Below are 22,733 nucleotides of genomic sequence, written 5' to 3'. Positions count from 1 at the left end.
GAGCGTAGCGGGTGGGTGGGGTGGGTGCGGGGGTGGGGCGGGGGTGTTTGGGGTGTGTGGGGGTGTAGGTGGGCCCGGTCGCTGACGGTGTCGGGGTTGACCGTGGCCGGTGGGGACCGGTTGCGGGTGCGGGTCCAGGTGGAGGGCACCAGCCCGACCACGATCCGGGCCAAGGTGTGGAAGGTCGGGGACGGCGAGCCCTCGACCTGGCAGGTCCAGACCACCGATGCCACCTCCGGGTTGCAGACCACCGGCACCGTCGGGTTCACGGCCTACGCCTCGGCGTCGGCGTCCAACACCCCGATCACCGTGACGTTCGATGACGTGTGGGCCGGGACCATCGGCACCACCCCCGGCACCCCGCCGCCGCCCACGGTCGGCACGCCTGTTTCGACCGTGTCCCGGGACGGGGCCGGTGCGCTGAGCGGGCTCTCGTCTGCTCTGGCGGGTGGGGACAGCGTGAGTGACGTGGGGGTGCGCTCCCAGTCGGGTCGGGTGCTGACCGACACCTTGACCGGTGGGGCACCACCGGCACCTCGACCTACAGCTATGACGGCGCCGGGCGCCTGGTCAAGGCCGTGATCCCGCACCACACCCTGACCTACTCCTTCGACCCGCAGTCGGCCTGCCCGGCGAACGGGGCGGGGTTGGACGGCAACCGGACGAAGGTCACCGACATCCACGACTCGACGACCACGAGCACGGTCTCGTGCTACGACGCCGCGGACCGGTTGACCGCCACGACCGTGACCAACCCGTACCCGGGTGCTTCCCCGGTGACGGGTACGAGCCTGAGCACCTCGGGCGCCGCGCCGGCCCGCCTGGCCTACGACGCGCACGGGAACACCATCGCGCTGGCCGACCAGACCCTGAGCTTCGATGCGGCCAACCGGCACATGTCCACCACCGACGGGACCACCACGGTCACCTACACCCGCGACGCCACCGGCCGGGTGGTGGCCCGCGCCGCGACCGGGGAGGCGGGGGTGCGGTATGGGTTCAGCGGGGACGGGGACAGCCCCGACCTGGTCCTGACCACCACCAACACGTTGGTGGCGCGGTTGATCGTGCTGGCCGGCGGGGTCCAGCTCACCGTGCCGGTGGGCGGGGCGCCGTCCTGGGCGTGGCCGGACATCCACGGTGACGTGGTGTTCACCTCTGACGCCACCGGGGCTCGCACCGGGGGGTTGAGTGTGTATGACCCGTTCGGTCAGCCCCTGGACCCGGCCACCGGGGCGATCGGGACCACCAGCGCCGATGACGCCGTGCCCGACACCCGCACCGGGACCGCCGATGACGCCTGGGTCGGCCAACACCACAAACTCTACGAACACGCCGGGACCCTGGCCGCGATCGAGATGGGCGCCCGCCTGTACCTGCCCGCCCTGGGCAGGTTCGCCTCCGTCGACCCCGTCACCGGCGGCAACCCCAACACCTACACCTACCCCCTCGACCCCATCAACGCATTCGACCTCACCGGGAGGTGGGGGCTCTGGGATGCGGTCTCGGCGGTAACAACTGTGGCATCTATCGTCGCGATTGTCCCAATTCCGGGGATTCAGGAGGCGGCGGCGGGGATCGCCCTGGCGGGGACACTTGCAATGACGGTTCACGATGTACTCGAAGGAAATTGGCTCGCCGCGGGCCTAGACGTGGCCGGTGTAGTGGGCGGAGTTGGGGGTCTCAACGCTGCGAGTAAGGCGGCTAAGTTCACTAGGGGTGCGGAACGAGCTATGTGGCGACAAGGTGTCCGTGACGGCGTGTCGAAAGCCGAGCGCAAAGCAGCGCGAGCAACCTATCGAAGCCAGTGGAGGGCGGCCAGCAAGCGCGAGAGTACGTGGAACTACAAGATCAATGCCCCCATCGCGGGGGCGGGCCTGGTAATGTTCGCTACCTCGTCCATAAGGGCTAGGATATTCTAGGGGATATGGTCAGATACGCGAGGCGCGTACGCGCGCGGGCCTGGTTGGCTTGGAAGGGGGCTACCCGTGCCCTTTCGGGCGCGTCGCACCAACAGGTCGATCGAGCGATGAATCCTGCGACGCGCAGGGAGGTTGCTTGGCGCCACGCCATTTGGGGCCGGGCATGGGCGGTGACAATGTTGGCCTACCTTCCCTTCGGCGTTGCGGCTGCGGCTTTTCTTAGCGTGCGGTCTCACCCCGGGTGGGTCGAGGCGATCCTGTACGGCCCGGTGGCGGTTCTTGGAGCTCTCACGATCGTCGAATTGACGCGCGCTGCGATGCTTCCCGGCGTGCCTTTGGACCCCAAGGAACAGTTGGGTCGCGACGAGAACCAGCTTTCGCGAGATCGTCGAGGCTGGACTATCGGCATGGCCGCCGCGCTTCTAGGCGCTGTTGCTCTCGTCATTCGAGCGATCTTGTTCCCATCGTAGGTGGGGTCCAGCTCACCGTGCCGGTGGGCGGGGCCGGGTCCTGGGCGTGGCCGGACATCCACGGTGACGTGGTGTTCACCTCTGATGCCACCGGGGCTCGCACCGGGGGGTTGAGTGTGTATGACCCGTTCGGTCAGCCCCTGGACCCGGCCACCGGGGCGATCGGGACCACCAGCGCCGATGACGCCGTGCCCGACACCCGCACCGGGACCGCCGATGACGCCTGGGTCGGCCAACACCACAAACTCTACGAACACGCCGGGACCCTGGCCGCGATCGAGATGGGCGCCCGCCTGTACCTGCCCGCCCTGGGCAGGTTCGCCTCCGTCGACCCCGTCACCGGCGGCAACCCCAACACCTACACCTACCCCCTCGACCCCATCAACGGATTCGACCTTGACGGACGCTTCAGTTGGGGTGGTATCGCCCAGGCACTGGGGGTTGCATCCGCGATTGTCGGGTTTTGCCTACTTCCAGCCTGCCAGACGGCAACTCTGGTGCTCGGGGTTGCCTCGGCCGGCGCCTACGCGTTGGCCGGGGACTCGGGTGCTGCAAGAGTCGCGCTGATCGCGACCGCGACGACGCTTATTCTCGGCGGGATTGGGACTGTGGCGCGCGCTTCCCACGCCGCCGGTGAGGCGGCGGAGGCCGCATCAACAGTGAGCAGGGCAACATCCGCCAGACAGGGTGGCATAATTGGGGTCGCCAAGGACGCAGCGCGCGCGGCCGGTCGACCACGCACAGTCCGTCGCATCACCGGCCTCCAGGTCGGCAACGCAATGTTCAACTACGCGTTCGCCTGGGCGCCAACAGGCCAACGAAGTGATACATCTCGGCTGAGATCGTATGGCCCGATGCGGGCCTTCTAGATTCGACGAGGACTCGATGAACGCTGTTGATGACGTTAGCCGCTGGGATACTCTCGCATACGCCGGCGGGGCGGGCGCGTTGATCGTGGCCGCTGGCTTCCTTGACGAGAGCGGGCGTCGGATCTGGTACCTGGCGGCCGGTCTAGCAGTAGCGTTGTTTGCGGTAGCAGTTGCGCCGCCCCGCAGGGTCTGGCTAAAGGACGGCGTGCTCTACATGCGACAGCGGTTCCGCACCCGGGGAATCTCACTGAGCGACGTTAGGGAAGTGTCACTCCCGTCCGACTTTCGCCGCGGGTCCACGCTGTTCTTTCAGCGGAGAGACGGAACGGGGCTCGCATTATTGCGACTGGACCATCGAACGGCCTCCTTTCGAACGACCCTCGGTCGAGAGCTGCTTAGTCGAAACCCTGCTGTTCGCGTACACTCGGAAGCGAAGCCCTATCTCGGAATTTCGTGAGGGAGCATGGCCTCGGTCCCAGGGTGCGCGTGGCGCCCGTCCGCAGGCCGATGAACGCGTAGAGGGCTCATCGCAGTTGAAGAGCCAATGGGCGCAGAGGTTCGTGTAGTCGGGGTCTGAAACGACGACCGCCGATGACGCCTGGGTCGGCCAACACCACAGACTCTACGAACACGCCGGGACCTTGGCCGCGATCGAGATGGGCGCCCGCCTGTACCTGCCCGCCCTGGGCAGGTTCGCCTCCGTCGACCCCGTCACCGGCGGCAACCCCAACACCTACACCTACCCCCTCGACCCCATCAACGGATTCGACCTGACCGGGCAGAGCTGGTGGTCGAGCCTCAAGAGCGGCATGCACTCGCTATACAAGAGCGTGGGCGGATGGAAGGGGATTGCCACGGCCGCCGTCTTTGCGTTGTGTGTCGTGGGGGCGGGTGTCACCTGCTTCGCTGCTAGCGGTGTTCTCGCGGTCGCGAACTATTACGGGAACGCTCGGAAATACGGGGCCACTAGTGCGCAGGCGCTCGGTGGGTTGGCCGAGGATGTCGCGTTCTTGGCCCTTGGCGCGGGGATCGGCGCGGGCGTCTCCAAGGTGGTGACCGGGTCCGCGAAGACGTTCCTCAGGACCAACGCGATCCGGACGGTGACCCGGGGGGCTCACCGAGCGGGTGGTAGGGTCCTTCGTCTCGCGATCGGCGCGACGACCCACAACATGGCTGTCAACGCAGCGGTATTCGTCGCATCAAACGGATTCGGTACTGTGCGGTTCTTCTAGGATGACGGTGCACCGGCGCCGAACCACGGCAATCCTTGGTCCGGTGGCAATCGTGGGCGTGGAGGCGTACGGGTTGGTGAGCCTGTGGGCTATCCCGTCGCTGCCGGACCGGATAGTAGGACTGGTCATTGGAGGAACGATCCTCTTTGTCGTGTTTCGAGGTGGAGTCCGGCCAGCAGTTGTTGTGGATGACACGGGTGTAGTGGTGAGGAACCCCCTCGTGGACCACATCTTCACCGGCGCAGTGGGCATCGAGCTGAAGGACGGGCAGAGCCCTCTCGTCACGCAGGGAACCGTCCGTGTGCCGGCCCTCGCGTTCTCCGGGTCCCTCATCGACCAACTGACGGGCTACAAGCCACAGCGACGACTCCAGGCCGACATCTCCCACCGCACGTGGGAAGTGACGCATGCTGGCAACTACCGGGCAGATCGCCTGGGAGTGCTCAAGCAGTTCGGCTTTGCCGTGGCCTTCTCGGTGGTGGCCGCCGTTGCTGGCGAGCTACCGTTCTTGGCACACGTGTTTCGCTGAAGCCTCGGTCGACCCCGTCTCCGGCGGCAACCCCAACACCTACACCTACCCCCTCGACCCCATCAACGCCTACGACCTTGACGGACGCTTCAGTTGGGGTTCCCTCGGTGATGCCGCGAAGAAGGCGGCCAAATGGGTCTACCAGCACCGACGCACCATTACCCACCTCGCCGTCACCGTGGCCGTGACTTCACTGGCGGTCGCGGCGAGCGCCGCCCTGTGCGTCGGGACCGGGGGTGTCGGCTGCGCCGTCGCTGCTTCGGTGGCGATCGCGACGCCGGCGTCCCTTGTCGGGAACCTCGCGGTCGACAAGGCGTACGGTCACCGGACGACTGGTCGCGAGGCTGTCGGCTACCTTGTTAGCGGAGGGATCCGCGCTCCCGCCGCCAATAGCATTATTAGGTACCACTACTATGGAATGAGCATGCTGCAATGGGGTTGGCGAATGGTGCGAGGCGGCGCGAGAGGAATTTGGTGATGTGATCATGGACCGACCCGTGCGGAAGCGGAGCGCCGTCCTGTTGGATGTCCTCATAGTCACGCTGTTCGTGATCAGCAGTGTTTCCGGGTGGGCAATCTTCGTCGACATGCGTTTCCTCCCCGTAACCATGCTGGCCGCCGCCGGATTCTTCGGCCTCGCTTGGTGGAGGAACTCCCACCGCTGAGAGGTGGTATGTCGGCTCTTCGCAGATGAGGGTGTAGTCCGGCGGTGAGGTCGTTCGGCGTGGCGGTGCCGGGGTAGGGGTGGTTTCGACGGTTGCCTGCATCGTTGCCACTGCGGGTCTATGTGCGGCTGCTGGCGTGCTTGCGTTTGGAGTGAGTGTGGCTTCTAGCGGAGTTCAGTTGGCACATGGAAAGATGAAGGTTAGTGAATTTGTGGTAGGCACGGCGATTGATGCGGCGCGGACTTTCACGCCAGTCAAGGCGGTCCGTTCATTCAAGGGGGTCGGTCGGCACCACGCAGCTCAGGTTGCCGGCCGCCTGACCCGTGGGGTGGCGACAACGGTTCGTCATGCACGAGCAGACAGCGTCTCGTTGCGTGCGGCATGGCGGCTCCGGCCCAGAGTCAGCACGCTGAGAACTGCGTGGTATGTCTCGGCGGGCGCGGCCAGCCTAGCGTGGTGAATACCGTGCAATTGACGGGTTTGGGACTTCTCCTTCTCTCGGCGCCCTGGAGTGCGTGGCTCACGTACCTCGGCGTTGAGGTCGCGTTCCTTGGTGGTGACGACTACTGGAAGACCTCGGGTAGCTGGGGTGGAGCCGCGGCCTTCGTCGGTGCGATGGGAGCTGTTCTTGCCTGCGTCGCGGCCCTTCTCGGGCGGGCTCCTTCTCTGGGCTCGCAATTGACCACCGTTGCGTCCGTTGCGGGTATCTTAGAACTTCTCTTCGGCCTCGCCTACCTCTTGGCACTCCGCTTCGTGCGTCCGAGGAGGCGGCGGCGGGGGCAGCTGTGGCCGGCATCGGATGGTCAAGAATCGCCCGTGAGGTGGCGGCATCGCGCCCCGGCGTACTGCGCCGGCACAGCCGGCCTCCTGGTTCTCCTGGGCTCGCTCGCGATGCGAGTCTGAATGACCGTGCGGTCTCGTCTCAAGTCTGGGAAGTTCGGGCGCCGCTCGGCGGCCACGTTCGACTCTCCACGGGGGTTTTTGACGCGGTCTGTGCTTCCGCGCGCGTTGGGGCGCGGGTTCCATGCCCGCGCCCGCCTTGGCATGACGGCCGCCGGCGTGAGCGGCGCGGCCCCGGGCCACCGAGCGTCGCGCCGAGGTTGACGCGATGCCCCGGCCCGTCGCAGTCGAGGGTGTAGTCGGGGTCTGAAGCCGCCGCTCTCGAGCGGGCTGCGGGCGATGTAGTGGGTGGGGTTGCGGAAGCCCCACGCCGTGACCCGAGCGGGTGCGACCGCCCTGCGCGGTCGAATGCCGCGGCGAGTTGGCCGCGTTACCGAGCGGGGCGATCCGCGTTATCGCGGGATCGGAGCTCGTTGCCGCGACCTGCGGCGACGCATTTGTCTACGGGACCCAGAGGCCCGGGTGGAGAGGGGATTAGTCGGGACTTACCTAGGGGGAAGGCTAGGGAGCAGTCCGGACGGTCCTCATCCCGAGGATGAGGCTACGCGGTCGGCGCGCGTCGGGGTGTGTGGCGGGCTAGGTGCCAGTCGGATCCTGCTAGGTGGCTGCCCGCTGCTTGAGCGGCCCGGTGTTCGAGGGCTGCACGCTGGCCGCGCGACGCCCGGTAGCCGATGAGCGCTCATGCGAACTGTCTGATTCGAGGCCTGCGGATTGTCTGATTCGTGGGCTGCGAGTTGTAGGGTCGTGGCGTGGACTACCTGCGCCGCATCATCGATGACGAGTTGGATGACCTCTTCCCGCACGTACCGGCGATTGCGATCGACGGGCCCAAGGCGGTGGGCAAGACGACCACGGCTGAGCAGCGGGTTGCCGGCCTGCTCCGGTTGGACGCACGGGCCAACCGCACCGCTGTGGCGGCCGATCCGGACCTGGTCCGGGTGCGGGCCAGGCCACTGCTGATCGACGAGTGGCAGAAGGTCCCCGAGGTATGGGACGTGGTGCGGCGGGTCGCCGACGAGGAGGCGACCGGTGGCCAGTTCCTGCTCACTGGATCCGCCGCCCCGGCGGTGGGCGCCACCGCGCACTCCGGCGCCGGACGGATCGGCCGGCTACGGATGCGTCCGATGACCCTGTCCGAGCGCGGCCTCGGGAAGCCGACGGTCAGCCTGCGCACCTTGCTCACCGGGACCCGGCCGCCCGTCGAGGGGCAGTGCGACCTGCGGCTGGCCGACTACACCGACGAGGTCCTGGCCTCCGGGTTCCCCGGACTGCGCGGGCTGACCCCACGAGCGTTGCGGTTCCAGCTCGACTCCTACCTGCACAACGCCGTCGACCGCGACGTGCCGGAACAGGGTCTGGCGGTGCGCAAGCCCGAGGCCATGCTGGCGTGGCTGCGTGCCTATGCCGCGGCGACCGCCACGACCGCCAGCTACTCGCGCCTGCTCGACGCCGCGACGCCCGGCCAGTCGGACAAGCCTGCTCGCAGCACGTCCATCGCCTACCGCGACGTCTTGACCCAGCTGTGGCTGCTCGACCCGGTGCCGGCCTGGGCGCCGACCGGCCATCCCCTGACCCGGCTCGGACAAGCCCCCAAGCACCACCTGGCCGACCCCGCCCTGGCCGCCCGGCTCCTCGGCGCGGACCGTACCTCCCTGCTCGACGGCGACGGCGCACCCATCGGCCCCCAGGCTGGCACCCTGCTCGGCCACCTCTTCGAGTCCCTCGTCACCTTGTGCGTGCGCGTGCCGGCCCAAGCCGCCGACGCCACGATCGGTCACCTGCGCACCCGCAACGGCGACCACGAGATCGACCTGGTCCTGGTCCGCGACGACGGCAGAGCGCTAGCCATCGAGGTCAAGCTCAACGCCACCATCGAAGACCGCGACACCACCCACCTGCACTGGCTCACCGACCAGGTCGGCGACACCCTCCTCGACACCATCGTCATCAACACCGGACCCCACGCCTACCGCCGACCCGACGGCATCGCCGTCGTCCCACTCGGACTACTCGCGCCCTAGCGAACATCCGCATCTGCCGCCGTCCGGCGTGGCTGCACACCGCTCGCACGGCATGCCGCGGATCGACTGCGCGGATCGCCTCCGGAGGAGCTGCCGCGCGCACTTGCTTGAGCGCCGAGGGCTCACTCACGCGCGGGATGAGTCGAGCCACTCGCGGCGGTTCCACGGCACGTTGAACCCGCCGATCGTTCCGAGCGTGAACCGAGGGTCGCCGACGTGGAGCAGCCAGACGAGGCGGTGTCCGAAGGCGAGTCCGTAGCGGCTTGCGCCCGCGAGGAGATCAACAAGGTCGCGGGCGAGGTCTCGTTGCTCGCTCGCGAAGGTCCCGAAGTTGTCGAAGGTGACGGCAAGGTCGGTGCGCTCCGCACTCCAGCCGTAGTCGCCGTGGGCTACGTCGCCAAGGCAGTCGGCCAGGGCGTCGAGATTGCGTCCGTAGTAGCCCGGGAAGTCGAGAGTCGTAGCGACCGCTTCGTGCATGGTCGACTCGTCCCAGTTCGCCGCGTCGACCCTGGTGTGGTCGTACCCCAGTTCGCCCAGCTCGTGCTCAGCATCCCTCAGAACGGCCGGGCTCCAGTAGAGCGCGATGCCACCGCCCCGCACGAGGGCGAAGTCCGCCGGGTGCGTCATGTCAGCGTCTAGGTCGAAGGCCGGGGAGCCTGACCCGCTTTCCCGGACACCTGATCTGAGGTGACGATGTCACCTTCGAGAGGGGTCCTTGTGCCTGCAGCCAAGCCGCCGGAGTTCCGGCGTCGAGCAGTCGACCTGGCCCGTAGCGGTCAGCAGCCGGTCGCGAAGATCGCGAAGGACCTGGGTATCAGCGAGTCGTGCCTGCGGCGGTGGATGGCCCAGGAGGACGTCGATGCGGGCCGTCGGGAGGGCCTGACGTCGGCCGAGCGCAAGGAGCTGGTCGAGCTGCGCCGGCGGACCCGGGTGCTGGAGATGGAGAACGAGATCCTCAAGCGGGCCAGCGCCTACTTCGCCCGGGAGAACGTGCTCCCAGAATGACCGCCCGGCTGGTTCGAGAGCTGGCGACCGACGGGGTGCCCGTCGCGCTGACCTGCCGGGTGCTGGGGATCTCCAGGTCGGGGTACTACGAGGCCGCAAGTCGGGCGCCGGGCGCCTGGTCAAGGCCGTGATCCCGCACCACACCCTGACCTACTCCTTCGACCCGCAGTCGGAATCGCCCAAGGCATGGGCGCCACCGTCGTCGCCGAGGGAGTCGAGCAGCCCGCACAAGCCGAGGCTCTCCTCGAGCAGGGCTGCACGCTCGCCCAAGGATTCCTCTGGTCCCCGCCCCTACCCCAAGACCCCTTGCGTCGGTTCCTCACCAGGCTGGGCCCCGCGCCCACCGTGCCCGCGACACCGAGCCCGGTCCGCCCGGCGGCGGCCTGCGCGGCGCTGTCACACTGAGACGCGTCCGCTCGCCCCGATCACGCACCAAGCACGGTGCTGACCCGGCCCGGCCAGGCCAGGGCGAACATTCAGGTCACGGGTCCCGACGCCTGACCTCCGGGTTGCGACTCAGGCCGAGGCGCGCTCGACGAGCTCCACCGGCAGCACGAGATGGGAGGCGGTGGCCGGCCCGGGGAGCCCGGGCAGCGGTGGGAGCTCCAGATCCGGTCGGGTGCGCGCCAGAAGGAGGCGCACCATGGCTCGTCCCTGGAGCGCGGTCTGCTGGCGAATGGTGGTCAGGGGCGGGGCGGCCGACGCCGCGACCTGGATGTCGTCGAACCCGACGACGGCGACGTCCTCGGGCACGCGGCGGCCAGTCCGGTGGAGCACCTGGATCGCCCCGAGGGCCATGAGGTCCGAGGCTGCGAAGATGGCGTCGACGTCGGGTGCGCGCTCCAGCAGCCGCTGGGCCGCGGCCAGGCCTGAGTCCTGGGTGAACTCGCCCTGCTCGACGAGGTCGGGCCGGAATGCCTCGCCGAGCTCGGCGCGGAAACCTGCGAGCCGGTCGATCCCCGCGGTCATGTCCTTGGAACCGGTGATCGTTCCGATCCGGCGCCGGCCGATGGCGACCAGCCGGCGGGCCGCCAGGCGTCCGCCGGTGACGTTGTCGTTGTCCACGAACGGCACGTCGAGGTCCTCGTTGAACGGGCGTCCGCCAATCACGACGGGCACGCCCGCACGGCTGAGCGTCTCGGGCAGTCGTACGTCGGCCTCGTGCTGGGAGATCAGGAGCGCTCCGTCGACGGCGCCGGAGCGCACGTAGCGCTCCGCGCGCTCGAGCTCGGTCCGCTCCTGCGGCATGAACAGGACCAGCTGCATCCCCGCGGCGCCGGCCTCGAGGGTCGCGCCCTGGACGATGCGGCTGAAGAACGGATCGCCGAACACCCGTGTGTCGGACTCCGAGGCGATCAGGGCCAGCGTGTCCGTGCGGCGATTGACCAGAGCGCGCGCACTGAGGTTGGGCTGGTACCCGAGCTCGTGCACGGCGCGGTCGACGCGGGCGGCGATGGTGGAGTCCACGGTGGTCGCGCCGTTGACCACCCGCGAGACGGTCGCGCGTGAGACGCCGGCGCGGGCGGCGACGTCCTCCAGGCTCGGACGCCGGGGTCGTGCCGACGCGGGCATGACGGACCTCTCTGGTCAACGGGGGCCGTGCGGGCCGCGGCCATGGTAGATCACCCCTCGACCTCGGGTCGCGCCGGTCGGAGCGCTGCACTCGCGCGTGCGTGCACCGTGGCGTTGCCCTGCGCACGGCAGGCGTGCCAGGATGAGAGAGCGCTCTCTCGCGACCCTCACACCGGGCCGTCGGCCGTGTCGGGGCGCCGGGCCCGCCGCTGATGCCAGAGGAGAACGTCCATGATCTCGCCGACCGCTGCTCCGGAACGGCTCGTCGGCCACACCGTCGTCGACGGCAGCGCTCTCGGTCTCGATGATCGCCGGTACTACGCGATCGAGTCCTACGAGGTCCTTCCTCCGTTCCTCATGACGGTCGTCGGTGCGAGCGACATCTGGCTCTTCCTCTCGAGCACCGGAGGCCTCACGGCCGGGCGTCGGGACGCCGACGGTGCGCTGTTCCCGTACTACACGGAGGACAAGGTCGCGGAGGGGGCGGCCCACACCGGTGGCCTGACCGAGCTGCGCGTACGACGCCCGGACGGCACCTCGGTCTGGTGGCGGCCGTTCGCCGAGCTGCGCCCCGGCGACGCTCCCGTCGCACGGACCCTCTACAAGGACTTCCTGGGGACCTCGGTCGTGTTCGAGGAGGCGCGCGCCGACCTCGGCCTGCGCCTCCGCGTCGCCTGGCAGACCAGCGCCCGGTACGGCGTGGTCCGCACGTGCCAGCTCGGTTCGACCTCGCAGGACCCGGTGACGGTCGAGGTGCTGGACGGCCTGCGGAACCTCCTGCCGGCGGGTGCGACCGCCCAGGTGCAGAACGAGCTGAGCATCCTGCTGGACGCCTACAAGCGAGCCGAGCTCGACGCCCCCACCGGCCTGGGCCTGTACTACCTGAACTCCACCCTGACCGACCTCGCCGAGGCGAGCGAGTCGCTGCAGGCGTCCGTCGCCTGGCAGGTCGGGCTCCCCGGGGTGGGCCACCTCCTGTCCGACCGTCAGCTCCCTGCCCTCCGGGCGGGCGGCAGCGTGTGCGACGAGGACCAGGTGCGCGGGGAACGGGGTTCCTACCTCGTCCGCACGGAAGTGACGCTCGAGCCCGGCGTGAGCCGGACCTGGCGCGTGGTGGCCGACGTCGGCCTGTCGGCCGCGGACGTCGTGGGTCTGCGCGAGGACCTCACCGACCCCGAGGGGCTCGCAGCCCGGTTGGAGGCCGACATCGAGTCCACCCGGCGCGGCCTCGAGGTGCTGGTCGGGTCGGCGGACGGCGCGCAGCTCACCGGCGACGAGATCGCCACGGCCCACCACGGCGCGAACGTCCTGTTCAACGCGATGCGCGGCGGCGTCCCGGTGCACGGCTACCGGCTCCGGGCCGACGACGTCCGGGCCTTCGTACGCACCCGGAGCCCACGGACCGCGCAACGGTGCGCCGAGCACCTCGCAGCCCTGCCCCCGGTGATCTCCCACGAGGACCTGCTCGCCGCCGCCGAGGCCTCGGGTGACGTCGACCTGTGGCGGTTGTGCCGGGAGTACCTCCCCCTGACCTTCAGCCGCCGGCACGGCGACCCGAGTCGACCCTGGAACGCCTTCCGGATCGCGCTACGGGACGCCGACGGCCGGCCGAGCCTGGACTACCAGGGCAACTGGCGCGACATCTTCCAGAACTGGGAGGCCCTCGCGTGGTCCTTCCCCGAGTACGTCGAGTCGATGGTCGCGGTGTTCGTCGATGCCACGACCGCCGACGGCTACAACCCGTACCGGATCTCGCGCGACGGCATCGACTGGGAGGTGCCCGAGCCGGGCAACCCGTGGGCCAACATCGGGTACTGGAGCGATCACCAGCTCGTGTACCTCGCCAAGCTCCTGGAGACCTCGGAGCGGTTCCACCCCGGGAGGCTGCGTCGACTGACGAACCGCACGGCGTTCACGCACGCCGACGTGCCTTACCGGATCGCGTCCTACGAGCAGACCGTGCAGGATCCGTCGTCCACGATCGAGTTCGACGCGAGCGCCGCCCAGGCGACCGCGGACCGGGTGGCCAGGGAGGGCGCCGACGGCAGGCTCGTGCACGGCGCGGACGGCGACCTCGTGCGGGTCACGCTCGGTGAGAAGCTCCTCGTGCTGATGCTCGCGAAGGTCGTGAACCTCGTCCCCGAGGGCGGCATCTGGATGAACACCCAGCGCCCGGAGTGGAACGACGCCAACAACGCGCTCGTCGGCCGTGGCCTGTCCGTCGTCACGCTCGCCTACCTGCGTCGGTACCTCGGCGTGGTGCGACCGCTCCTCGACGAGGACCTGGAGGTCGGTGTCGAGGCCGCGCGCCTGCTCACCCGGGTCGCCGAGGTCCTCGAGCAGCACGCTGCCGGCACGGTGGACGGCTTCGACGACGTCGAGCGCCGCCGGGTGGTCGACGCGCTCGGCGCCGCCGGCAGCGACTACCGCGAGTCCGTCTACCACGGCGTCTCGGGTGAGTCCGTCACGGTCGCCCGCGCTCAGGTTCACGGGGCGCTCGATCTCGTACTGGCCTACGTCGACTCCGGCCTGCGCGCGAACCGCCGGGCCGACGGGCTGTACCACTCGTACAACGTCCTGCGGCTCGGTCCGGGTCGTCTGACGATCGGCCGTCTCCAGGAGATGCTCGAGGGCCAGGTCGCCGCGCTCTCCTCCGGCCTCTTGACGCCGGCCGAGGCCCTTGACGTGCTCAGGACGCTGCGCGGCAGCGCGCTGTACCGGGCCGACCAGCACAGCTACATGCTCTACCCGGACCGTGACCTGCCGAGGTTCCTGGAGAAGAACCGCCTCACCCCGGAGCAGGTCGCGCGCTGCCCTCTCGTCGACGCCCTCGTACACGAGGGTGATCGCTCCGTCGTCGTCCGCGACGCCCGGGGCGACCACCACTTCGCGCCCGCGATCCACAACGCCCGGGACGTCGCCGACGCGCTCGAGCGGCTGCGGCGCCGGGCCCCCCTCGGGACCGATGACCGGCTGGCCGCACAGGTCGAGGCGCACGGCGCGACGCTTCTGGAGGTCTTCGAGGAGGTCTTCCGGCACTCGGAGTTCACGGGTCGCTCGGGTTCTTTCTTCGCCTACGAGGGCCTCGGGAGCATCTACTGGCACATGGTCTCCAAGCTCCTGCTCGCGGCTCAGGAGACGCTCGAGCGCGCGGTCGCCGAGGGCGCCGATCCCGGCACGATCGACGGGCTGCGCGGCGCGTACGAGGACGTGCGTCAGGGGCTCGGCTACTGCAAGCCGCCCGAGGTCTACGGCGCGTTCCCGGTCGATCCGTACTCGCACACGCCCGGCGGGAAGGGCGCACGTCAGCCAGGGATGACCGGTCAGGTCAAGGAAGAGGTGCTCACCCGAGCCGGCGAGCTCGGGTTGCGGGTGGAGGGCGGCGCCATCTGCTTCCGGCCCGTCCTGCTGCGCCCGGAGGAGTGGACGTCGGAGCCCGCGGTGTTCCGGTTCGTCGACGTCGCAGGCCGCCAGCGGGACGTCGAGCTCCCGGCGGGCAGCCTGGCCTTCACGTTCTGCCAGGTGCCCGTCATCTACGAGCGTGGCGCGCGCATGGCCGTGCGGGTGCGCACGGCCGACGGGTCCGAGTCGGACTACGACGGCGGCACTCTCCCGCTCGCGGTGAGCACCGAGGTCTTCCGTCGTTCCGGCCACATCCTGGAGATCCGGGTGACGGGGGCGCGCGCGTAGCGCGCCCGCGCCGCGCCGGGCGCGACCGTCAGCCGCGCTCGGCCGCCGCCACCTCCACGCCCGCGTTGCCCGCGCGCTTCGCGCGGTACATCGCGACGTCTGCGGCGCGCAGCAGGGCCGACGGGTTCAGCTCGCCCTCCGGTGCGGAGGCCAGCCCCACGCTGCCCGTGACCAGGACCTCCACCCCGTTGACCGCCATGGGCACCCGGAGCGCGTCGTGGATCGCGTGGGCGAGGTCGAGCGCTTCCCGTGCCGCGCGGCGCAGCAGGAGCACGGCGAACTCGTCGCCGCTCATGCGCACGGCGAGCGCGTCGTCCCCGTGCGCGCCGATCGCGGCGCCCAGCCGCCGGGCGACCTCCACCAGGACCGCGTCGCCCGAGGCGTGCCCGTGGACGTCGTTGACGTCCTTGAAGCCGTCGAGGTCGACGAACGCGACAGCGACCGGGATGCCGACCGTCCCGCGCTCGGCCGAGGCCGCCTCGAGCCGTTCCCAGAGCACCACGCGTCCGGGAAGACCTGTGAGGTGGTCGTGCGTCGCCTGGTGCCGCAGCAGCCTCTCGGTGGTCTCCAGGCGGATCAGCAACGCCCGGCTCTCCATGGAGACCACGTGCTGGCGCACGACGAGCAGCACCAGGACCGCGGCCGCACCCATCACGGCGGGCTCGGCGGCCCCGGTGCCGCGAGCCACGCCCACCACGAGCACCGCGGCGGTGGGCAGCACCAGCACGTACGGCTCGTACGTGAGCGTGATGTGGGTGATCACCACGGCCGCCCGCGGCGAGGTGCCCCCGTACCCGCGCACCGCGATCCAGTAGAGCCCCCACGCGACCGCCCACACCGGGCTGCTGCCGAGCGCCCAGCGAACGTCGGAGACGGCGATGACCAGCAGGGCGAGCACGAACAGCGTCGGCATCAGGCGGCTCCGGTTGCGCAGCTCGGTCCACGTCATGCCGAAGCCGAGCACCGCGAGCCAGATCGCCACGAGCGGCAGCGTCACCGCCGCGAACCCCTGCGCGCCGCCACCGGACTGCGCCCAGACGGCCGGCACGACCGTCCCCCAGCCCAGGACGAACGCGGTCGCCGCCGCGAGCGCCCCGTCCAGGACCAGCCGCATCCGGGACCAACGGTCCCCGGCCCGCGCGGCGAACAGCCACGAGGCCGCGGCCAGTGCCATCGCGAGCGCCCGCGCGACGTCCGCCAGCGCCTCGGGCCAGCCCAGCAGCCACGTCACGGGCGCGACGACCCAGGCGAGCGGGTATGCGGTCAGGGCCAGCCATGCACGTCGGCTCCGGGCGTCGCGCGCCTTGCGGGTCGAGGCGCGTGCCGCGAACCAGACGGCGAGTGCCGCGGCGGCGTCCAGGGCGAGGCCGGCGCGGGCGGACGCGCCACCGGCCGAGCCGAGCGCCAGCCGCAGCACGAGCAGCCCGAGGAGGGCGACGACGCCGATCGCCGCCTCCCGAACCACCCCCCGGTGCGCCTGCGTCATTCATCGCCTCCGGCCCCTCTCATCGGCAGGGCCGAGGCGAAGTGAAGGTGCCACCGCACGCGGGCCGCCGACCCGCGCGGTCGCGCAGCCGGGCCGCTCAGGTCTGCCCGCGCCGCCACCCGCCCTCGCGCAGCCACCGCGGGACGTCGGCGAAGGAGTCCAGCAGCACGTGGGGTGGTGGGCCGCCGTCCTCGAGCTGCGTCGCGCGGAACTTGCCCGTGCGCACCTGGACCCCGGTGATGCCGCGCGCCTGCGCGGCGCGTACGTCGGTGTCCAGGTCGTCGCCGACCATCGCGCACTCCTCGGGACGGACGCCGAGCGAGGCCAGCGCCGCGTCGAACATCGCCGGCTCCGGCTTGCCCACCACCGTCGCCCGCACCCCCGCTGCCGCCTCCAGACCGGCCAGGTAGGCACCGGTGTCCAGCTGCAGCCCTGCGTCCGTGCGCCACACCAGGTTGCGGTGCATGGCCACCAGAGCGGCTCCGTCCAGGACCGCTGCCAGGGCGGTGTTCAGAGCGTCGTAGCTGAACTCCTCGCCCGCCCCGCCCAGGAGCACCACGTCGGCGGGCGGTTCGGTGACGATCCGTACCTCGGGCAGGTCGGCTGCGATGTCCCCGGAGGTCAGGAGCAGGCACCGGGCCCCCGCGTGGTTGCGGCGCAGGTAGGTGCTCACCGCCGACGCGACCGTGACGACCTCGTCCTGGCCGACGTCGAACCCGGCGTCGCGCAGCAGTGCGGTGAGCTGTGCCCGGGTGTGCGACGTGGTGTTGGTGAGGAACCGCACCCCGACCTGCTCGCGCACGGCGGCGAGCGCGTCGACCGCTCCCGGCAGAGGTCGCCAGGACACCACCAGGACGCCGTCGACGTCGATGAGCAGAGCGCGCGGTGCCGCCATCAGCCCAGGCTAGGTGCCGCCCCCCGGGTCGTCGACGGGGTCCGCCGACGCGTCCACCGCCTCGACCAGCTCGCGGAGCGCGGGGAGGGCCGCGGTGATCAGGTCCTGGCGCTGCCGAGACATCCCGGCCAGCGCTTGGCGAAGGATCGCGGTGTTGGTGGCCTGCCAACGCGCCACGGCGTGCGCGCCGTCCGCGGTGAGACGTAGGGCGACGGTCCGCCGGTCGGTGCCCCCGCTGGCGCGGGTGATGAGGCGGCGCTGCAGCAGCCCGCGCACCAGGGTGGTCACCGAGTTCGGGGCCAGGCGTAGCAGTCGTGCGACCTCGCCGGGCCGGGCGCCGGGGTTCTCCGCGACGCAGGACAGCAGCTCGAGCTGGGCGACGGCCAGGGGGTTGTCGGGGTCGGCGGACCGTGCGGCGCGGCGCATCGCCCGGCGCAGACGGGCCACGACGTCGGCGAGCGCCGCGTCGGGTCGGGCGGTGCCGCCCCCGGCGCGCGGCTCGGTGCTCGGCCCGGCGGTCAGGTCCGTCATGCGGCCGCCTCCGGCCGTCCGATCTGCGCGGCGACCGCGGACACCAGCCCGAATGCGACCAGCGCCGCCAGGGCCACCCGGGCGCCCCCCAGGTCGGCCCCGGCCAGGTGCAACGAGAGCGTGACCACCGTGACCCCGAACGCGGTGCCCAGGCCGCGCGCCATGTTCACCAGACCCCCGCCGACGGCCGACGACCCGGCCGGGATGGCCCCCATGATCGCGGAGTTGTTCGCCGGGATGAAGACCCCCAGGCCCAGACCCAGCACGCCGAGCCACGCGGCGACCCACAGGTTCCCGTTCGGCACGGCCACGAGGGCCGCGGCCGCGCCGGCGCCCGCGAGCGCGCCGAGCATGCCCCGGGCCCGCGCGCCCCAGCGGCGGGGCAGTGCACGTTCCGCCAGCAGCGCGGCGACCGCGAAGCCCAGGGGGAGGGCGGTCAGGACCAGGCCGGACGCCCCGTGAGCCCCCAGCACCTGGGGGAACAGCGTCAGTGGCGCGAACAGCGTCAGGTAGGCCGTCAAGGCCCCGATCAGCCCCACGGACACCGGACGCGGGCGCAGCACCGCGAGGGCGACCAGCGGGTGCGGCGCCCGGCGCTCGCGCCACACGAAGGCGACGGCGCCGATCGCGGAGACCGCGACCAGCCCGACCGCCAGCGCGGCCGGCATCGCGAGCCCCGCGAGCCCGGACAGGCCGAGCAGCAGTGCGGCGGTGGAGCCGCCCAGCAGGACGAGGCCGGGGGTGTCGAACCGACCCAGGTGGGTGCGCTCGCGGGTCCGTGGGAGCAGGAACCACCCGGCGGCCACGGCGAGCACCCCGACGGGCACGTTGACCCAGAACACCCACCGCCAGCCGACGGTCGCGACCAGCACGCCGCCGAGCGCCGGCCCGAGCGCGAGCCCGAGGGCCTGCGCCGCGGCCTGCACCCCGAGCGCGGCCCGCATCATGTGCTGGGGCACGCTGGTGACCACCAACGCGACGCTGTTGGACTGCAGCATCGCCGCGCCCACGGCCTGGAGCACCCGGAACGCGACCAGGGCGCCGAGGGTGGGTGACAGGGCGCACGCGGCGGACGCGGCGGCGAACACCACGAAGCCGTACAGGTAGACCAGCTTGCGGCCTGCGGCGTCGGCGACGCGGCCCACCGCGGCGACCAGACCCACCAGCGTCAGCAGGTAGGCCAGGGACACCCAGGACACCGCGGCGAGCGACTGGCCGAACTGGCGCTGCAGGGCCGGGAACGTCAGCGTGACGATGCTCGCGTCGAGCTGGCCCATGAAGGCGCCCATGCAGACGGTGCCCACGGCGAGCCAGCCGGCCTTCGGGTGCTCGCGCACGGCTCGCGGGCGGCCAGGTTCGACCGTCAGGAACATGCCGCGCCTCTCGGAGAACTTCTGTGGCAGAACATTCTAGGCGCGGCAGGCGGGCTCGTCGCCGGCTACGTCTCGTCGACCCTCAGGTCGCGGTGCCAGGACTGCGTCACGTACCGGGTGACGAACCCGAGGGAGAGGTAGAGGTCGGCCGCACCGGTGGGGGAGTCGGCGTCCACCTCGAGCGCGACGCTCGACCGGCCTCGCCGGGCCGCGTCGCCCACCACCGCGTCCAGCAGGGCGCTCGCCAGGCCCTGGCCGCGCGCGGAGCGCAGCACGCCGAGGTAGTCGACGTAGCTCCCCGTCGTGCGGCCCTCGTCGTCCAGGACCGCGCTCGCCACCAGGGCACCCGCCGGTGCTCCGTCGCGCGGCTCGGCCAACCACCAGTGGTCCCAGCGGTGGCCCGGATCGGCGCGGAGCCGGGCGAGGAACTCGTCGAAGGTCTCCTCGTGGTGGTTGAAGTGGTCGGCGAACGCCTGCTCGAGCACGTCGTGCACGGCCAGCAGGTCGGCTTCCGCGGGCATCCCGCCGTGCTCACGCCGCACCGGTCGCACCCGGTCGTCGACCCGGATCGCGCTGTCCGCGTCCGTGACCGGCCGGCGCATCTGCCACCAGGTCCGCACTCGGGAGTACCCCGCCGCCGCGAGCCACGCCTGCTGACGGGGGTCGGCCTCGAACGCTCCGCTGTCGAGCTGGGTCGCGCTCAGTCCGCGTGCGCGGGCGAGCCCCGCCGCCGCGTCGGCCGCCCAGTCGAACAGGGTCGTCGACAGGGCGTCGGCCACCGGACCTTCCAGGCCCGGGTCCACCACGACGGCCACGAGTACCCGCCCGGCGGCGCGGTCGTGCACCGTCGCCCACCCGCGGGCGCGATCGTCAGGGTCGCGCACGATCAGGTGCTCTCGCACCGCCGCGCCGGGCCCCGTGACCTCCGCTGCGACGTCCGCGGCGCCGGACGTGCCACCGCGGGCGGCGGTCTCGTGGCGCCCACGCAGGTCGACCAGGTCGGCCACGTCCTGCGGCCCAGGTGGTCGGCCCACCCAGTCGGCCGGCAGGTGGGTGAACGGTGCGGCGGGGATGGTCACGCCCCGATCCTGCCGGGCCGGACGTCCGACGGCGACCCCTCGGCCCGTGCACCAGCAGGACTTCGTCGGACGAAAACCTACAACCCGGCACCGAGGGGCCGAACGTACGTCGTGGGATCAGGGGTGATGCGTGCGCGCTCGCGCTCCTCGCCCTACCTGAGCCTGATCGCCTCGCTGCTCGTCGCCGCGTGGTGGATGGCGTCCTGGGGCGGCGTGTGGCTGGTCGGGGCGGAGGCGCTGGCCCTCGGCACGCTCACCGTCGCCCACCTGCAGGTGGCCTTCGTCGCCCGGCGCAGCGGACGACGCAGGGCCGACGAGCCCTGGGAGTGGCTCTCCAGCGCCAACGGCCTCCTGGTCGTCGCCACAGCTCTCCGGCTGGTCGCTGACGCGGCCGCGCTCCTCGGTCGTCCCGGCGTCGCCGGGACGCTGGGCCATCCGTGGGTGTTCGCGAGCCAGTGGGGGGTCGCCGCCATCCTGATGTGCCGGGGGCTGGCCCGGTGGGGCAGGAACGACGCGGGCGCCTCGGTGCTCACCGACTGGCTCAACGTCGTGGGTGCGATGCTCGTGACACTCGCCGCGCTGGGCACGGGGACCGTGGCGTGGACGGCGAGCCCCCCGGGCTCCGTGGCAGGCCTCGCCCAGGTCGCCGCGGGCGTGACCCTCGCGGCCGCGGCAGGAGTCCTCGTGTTCTCCGCGTGGCAGTCCCGGTGGGAGCCCGCCTGGTGGGTCGTCCTGCTCGTCGTGGTCGCGGGGCTCGCCGGGGCGCTCGGAGGTCTGCTGCCCGAGGCGCCCGGTGCCCACGCCTGGCCCGTGCTCGCCTGGGCCATGGCCGCCGCGGCCATGGCGGCCCATGTCGCTGATACCGGGCTCCGCCGCCGACACACCCCGGTACGGACCCAGGCGCAGGTCGCGCTCGGCGTCCTGGCCGCGGGGGTCGTCCTCGTCGCGCTCGACCGCGTCCGCGCCGCATGGTCCGGCCCCCGCGCGTGGGTCCCCACGCCCGGCCCCGTGTGGCCCACCATGCTGGCGACGATCGGCACCCTCGGGTTGAGCGTCGGGCTGGTGCTGACCGTGCGGGACCTGACCTTGCTGGCGCACGTCCGACGGGACGCTCTCACGGACGACCTCACCGGCCTGGCCAACCGCCGGTCGCTGCTGATCAGGCTCGCCGCGCCACCGGTCCGCGGCTGGGGTCTGGTGCTCGTCACCGTCGACACCGCACTCGCGGACGTGAACGCGCGGGACGGTCACGGCGCCGGGGACAGGGTCGTCGCCGCGGTCGCCCGCACCCTGACCGCCACGGCTCCCCGAGGTGCCATGGTGGCGCGGGTCGGCGGCTCCGAGTTCGCGGTGCTCGTGGACAACGCCGAGGCCCGGGCGGTGGACGTCGCCGCCGACCTCGCCGCGGCGCTCGCGGGCGGCGTGCCCGCCGGCGGACGGCCCGTGCCGGTGGCCGCGCGCTTCGGGGTCGCGGTCGGGAGCTCGGCGGTGCCCCCCGGGGAGATGCTGCGACGGGCGGCTGCGGCCGTGCCCCCCGTCGGGCGACCGGGCGCGGTGGTGGCTGCCTACACCGACCGGCTCGACCAGGAGCACGCCCGGCGCTTCGCCCAGCTCGACGAGCTCCACCACGAGCTGGAGGGTGCGCGCCCCCGTCACGCGGACTCCTTCGTCGTGCACTTCCAGCCGCAGGTCTCCGTGCGGGACGGCGCTGTCATGGGCGCCGAGGCGCTCGTGCGCTGGAGCCACCCGAGGCAGGGCCTGGTGCCTCCCGGGGCCTTCCTGGACCTCGTCGAGTCCGACGGCCTGATGCCGACGCTGACCTGGCACGTGCTGCGCACGGCCGCCGAGGCCGCCGTGGGCTGGGCGCGGCTCGGCGCGCCCCTGCGCGTCTCGGTCAACGTCTCAGCCAGCGTGCTCACCGACGCTCGCCTGCTGCCCGCCCTGGACGCCGTGATCGAGGTCACGGGGCTGGACCCCGCGCTGCTGGTGCTGGAGATCACGGAGACCACGCTGATGTCCGACCCCGAGCGCGGGATGGCGGCCGCGCACGCGATCTCCGACCGTGGGGTGGGGCTCAGCATCGACGACTACGGAACCGGCTACTCCTCGCTCGCCTACCTCAACGACCTGCCGGCCGACGAGCTGAAGATCGACATGTCGTTCACGCGCCGGCTGCGCAGCGACCCGCGGACGCGGAAGATCGTCGCGGCGACCGTCGACCTCGCCCACAGCCTGGACCTGCGTGTCGTGGCCGAGGGCGTGGAGGACCCCGAGACGCTCGACGTCCTCGCGACGCTGGGCTGCGACGGGAGTCAGGGCTACCTGCACAGCCCACCGGTGCCGCACGAGGACCTCGTGCTCTGGCTCGCCGACGCCGTGGCGCAGACGCCTGGGTGCGCGCCGCGCGCCACGCTGCTCGGCGGGGCCCCGCACCAGCGCGTGGTCGACCCCGCCGTGCTGGACGAGCACCGGCCGGCCTGACCCGCGCGGCCCG

At 71.5% G+C, this 22,733-nt stretch carries 17 protein-coding genes and 1 pseudogene; 11 read left to right on the top strand and 7 right to left on the bottom strand.

All coding sequences use genetic code 11. From position 1 onward, the window contains the following. Window positions 1-96 precede the first annotated feature (96 nt). The 7 genes from Q6348_RS01400 to Q6348_RS01370 all read left to right on the top strand — a co-directional run bounded on the left by Q6348_RS01400 (window position 97) and on the right by Q6348_RS01370 (window position 8,608). A complete protein-coding gene (locus Q6348_RS01400) occupies window positions 97-582 on the top strand; it encodes a hypothetical protein (RefSeq protein ID WP_304599551.1) in 486 nt (161 codons plus the stop codon). Then, complete coding sequence (locus tag Q6348_RS01395; protein ID WP_304599550.1) at window positions 579-1,922, top strand: RHS repeat-associated core domain-containing protein; 1,344 nt, start codon at window positions 579-581, stop codon at window positions 1,920-1,922. The genes Q6348_RS01400 and Q6348_RS01395 overlap by 4 nt, the downstream gene beginning before the upstream one ends. 541 nt (window positions 1,923-2,463) lie before the next feature. Next, window positions 2,464-3,261, top strand: a complete 798-nt coding sequence (locus tag Q6348_RS01390; RefSeq protein ID WP_304599549.1) for an RHS repeat-associated core domain-containing protein — start codon at window positions 2,464-2,466, stop codon at window positions 3,259-3,261. 641 nt (window positions 3,262-3,902) lie between these two features. Further along, window positions 3,903-4,493, top strand: coding sequence for an RHS repeat-associated core domain-containing protein (locus Q6348_RS01385; RefSeq protein ID WP_304599548.1), 591 nt, complete (start codon window positions 3,903-3,905; stop codon window positions 4,491-4,493). Between the two features lie 43 nt (window positions 4,494-4,536). After that, window positions 4,537-5,022 (top strand): hypothetical protein, encoded by a 486-nt coding sequence (locus tag Q6348_RS01380; RefSeq protein WP_304599547.1) that lies wholly within the window; start codon window positions 4,537-4,539, stop codon window positions 5,020-5,022. Further along, entirely contained in the window at window positions 4,982-5,500 is a 519-nt protein-coding gene (locus Q6348_RS01375; RefSeq protein ID WP_304599546.1) for a hypothetical protein, read from the top strand. The genes Q6348_RS01380 and Q6348_RS01375 overlap by 41 nt, the downstream gene beginning before the upstream one ends. 1,836 nt (window positions 5,501-7,336) lie before the next feature. Beyond that, on the top strand, window positions 7,337-8,608 hold the full coding sequence (locus Q6348_RS01370; RefSeq protein ID WP_304599545.1) for an ATP-binding protein: 1,272 nt from the start codon (window positions 7,337-7,339) through the stop codon (window positions 8,606-8,608). A 126-nt stretch (window positions 8,609-8,734) separates the two neighbouring features. Here the strand turns inward: Q6348_RS01370 and Q6348_RS01365 are convergent, their stop codons facing one another. Then, window positions 8,735-9,235, bottom strand: a complete 501-nt coding sequence (locus Q6348_RS01365; RefSeq protein WP_304599544.1) for a barstar family protein — start codon at window positions 9,233-9,235, stop codon at window positions 8,735-8,737. Between the two features lie 90 nt (window positions 9,236-9,325). On the opposite strand from Q6348_RS01365, the gene Q6348_RS01360 reads away from it, so the two are divergent. After that, the gene (locus Q6348_RS01360) at window positions 9,326-9,613 is read left to right on the top strand and encodes a transposase (protein ID WP_304599543.1); all 288 of its coding nucleotides are present in this window, start codon (window positions 9,326-9,328) and stop codon (window positions 9,611-9,613) included. A gap of 165 nt (window positions 9,614-9,778) precedes the next feature. Next, window positions 9,779-10,018: pseudogene (locus tag Q6348_RS15660) on the top strand (EAL domain-containing protein); the annotation flags it as partial. A 111-nt stretch (window positions 10,019-10,129) separates the two neighbouring features. On the opposite strand, the gene Q6348_RS01355 reads toward Q6348_RS15660, so the two are convergent. Beyond that, window positions 10,130-11,185: a LacI family DNA-binding transcriptional regulator gene (locus Q6348_RS01355; protein WP_304599542.1), complete on the bottom strand. Its 1,056-nt coding sequence runs from the start codon at window positions 11,183-11,185 to the stop codon at window positions 10,130-10,132. Between the two features lie 231 nt (window positions 11,186-11,416). Here Q6348_RS01355 and Q6348_RS01350 point away from each other — a divergent pair, with 231 nt between their 5' ends. Next, window positions 11,417-14,875: a 1,3-beta-D-glucan phosphorylase, GH149 family gene (locus tag Q6348_RS01350; protein WP_304599541.1), complete on the top strand. Its 3,459-nt coding sequence runs from the start codon at window positions 11,417-11,419 to the stop codon at window positions 14,873-14,875. 28 nt (window positions 14,876-14,903) lie between these two features. On the opposite strand, the gene Q6348_RS01345 is transcribed toward Q6348_RS01350, so the two are convergent. The 5 genes from Q6348_RS01345 to Q6348_RS01325 all read right to left on the bottom strand — a co-directional run bounded on the left by Q6348_RS01345 (window position 14,904) and on the right by Q6348_RS01325 (window position 20,239). Then, a complete protein-coding gene (locus Q6348_RS01345; RefSeq protein WP_304599540.1) occupies window positions 14,904-16,361 on the bottom strand; it encodes a GGDEF domain-containing protein in 1,458 nt (485 codons plus the stop codon). A gap of 97 nt (window positions 16,362-16,458) precedes the next feature. Then, window positions 16,459-17,256 (bottom strand): TIGR01458 family HAD-type hydrolase, encoded by a 798-nt coding sequence (locus Q6348_RS01340; RefSeq protein ID WP_304599539.1) that lies wholly within the window; start codon window positions 17,254-17,256, stop codon window positions 16,459-16,461. Window positions 17,257-17,265: 9 nt separating this feature from the next. Beyond that, a complete protein-coding gene (locus Q6348_RS01335; RefSeq protein ID WP_304599538.1) occupies window positions 17,266-17,787 on the bottom strand; it encodes a MarR family winged helix-turn-helix transcriptional regulator in 522 nt (173 codons plus the stop codon). Continuing rightward, complete coding sequence (locus Q6348_RS01330; protein ID WP_304599537.1) at window positions 17,784-19,160, bottom strand: MFS transporter; 1,377 nt, start codon at window positions 19,158-19,160, stop codon at window positions 17,784-17,786. Before Q6348_RS01330 ends, Q6348_RS01335 begins: the two co-directional genes overlap by 4 nt. A gap of 65 nt (window positions 19,161-19,225) precedes the next feature. Beyond that, window positions 19,226-20,239, bottom strand: a complete 1,014-nt coding sequence (locus Q6348_RS01325) for a GNAT family N-acetyltransferase (RefSeq protein ID WP_304599536.1) — start codon at window positions 20,237-20,239, stop codon at window positions 19,226-19,228. A gap of 126 nt (window positions 20,240-20,365) precedes the next feature. On the opposite strand from Q6348_RS01325, the gene Q6348_RS01320 reads away from it, so the two are divergent. After that, window positions 20,366-22,720 carry a putative bifunctional diguanylate cyclase/phosphodiesterase gene (locus tag Q6348_RS01320; protein ID WP_304599535.1) on the top strand — a complete coding sequence of 785 codons (2,355 nt, stop codon included), beginning with the start codon at window positions 20,366-20,368 and terminating at the stop codon, window positions 22,718-22,720. Window positions 22,721-22,733: the final 13 nt, after the last annotated feature.

The organism is Actinotalea lenta, from assembly GCF_030586465.1.
In the GTDB taxonomy this organism is placed as follows: domain Bacteria; phylum Actinomycetota; class Actinomycetes; order Actinomycetales; family Cellulomonadaceae; genus Actinotalea; species Actinotalea lenta.
Note: the sequence above shows the minus strand (reverse complement) of the source record. Positions and strands in the feature narration are given on the sequence as shown.

What these genes read in the sequence shown, in the direction of transcription:
- Q6348_RS01340 (WP_304599539.1), bottom strand. Translation starts at nt 17,256, where the DNA reads ATGGCGGCACCGCGCGCTCTGCTCATCGACGTCGACGGCGTCCTGGTG.
- Q6348_RS01365 (WP_304599544.1), bottom strand. Translation starts at nt 9,235, where the DNA reads ATGACGCACCCGGCGGACTTCGCCCTCGTGCGGGGCGGTGGCATCGCG.
- Q6348_RS01350 (WP_304599541.1), top strand. Translation starts at nt 11,417, where the DNA reads ATGATCTCGCCGACCGCTGCTCCGGAACGGCTCGTCGGCCACACCGTC.
- Q6348_RS01330 (WP_304599537.1), bottom strand. Translation starts at nt 19,160, where the DNA reads ATGTTCCTGACGGTCGAACCTGGCCGCCCGCGAGCCGTGCGCGAGCAC.
- Q6348_RS01355 (WP_304599542.1), bottom strand. Translation starts at nt 11,185, where the DNA reads ATGCCCGCGTCGGCACGACCCCGGCGTCCGAGCCTGGAGGACGTCGCC.
- Q6348_RS01320 (WP_304599535.1), top strand. Translation starts at nt 20,366, where the DNA reads ATGCGTGCGCGCTCGCGCTCCTCGCCCTACCTGAGCCTGATCGCCTCG.
- Q6348_RS01335 (WP_304599538.1), bottom strand. Translation starts at nt 17,787, where the DNA reads ATGACGGACCTGACCGCCGGGCCGAGCACCGAGCCGCGCGCCGGGGGC.
- Q6348_RS01345 (WP_304599540.1), bottom strand. Translation starts at nt 16,361, where the DNA reads ATGACGCAGGCGCACCGGGGGGTGGTTCGGGAGGCGGCGATCGGCGTC.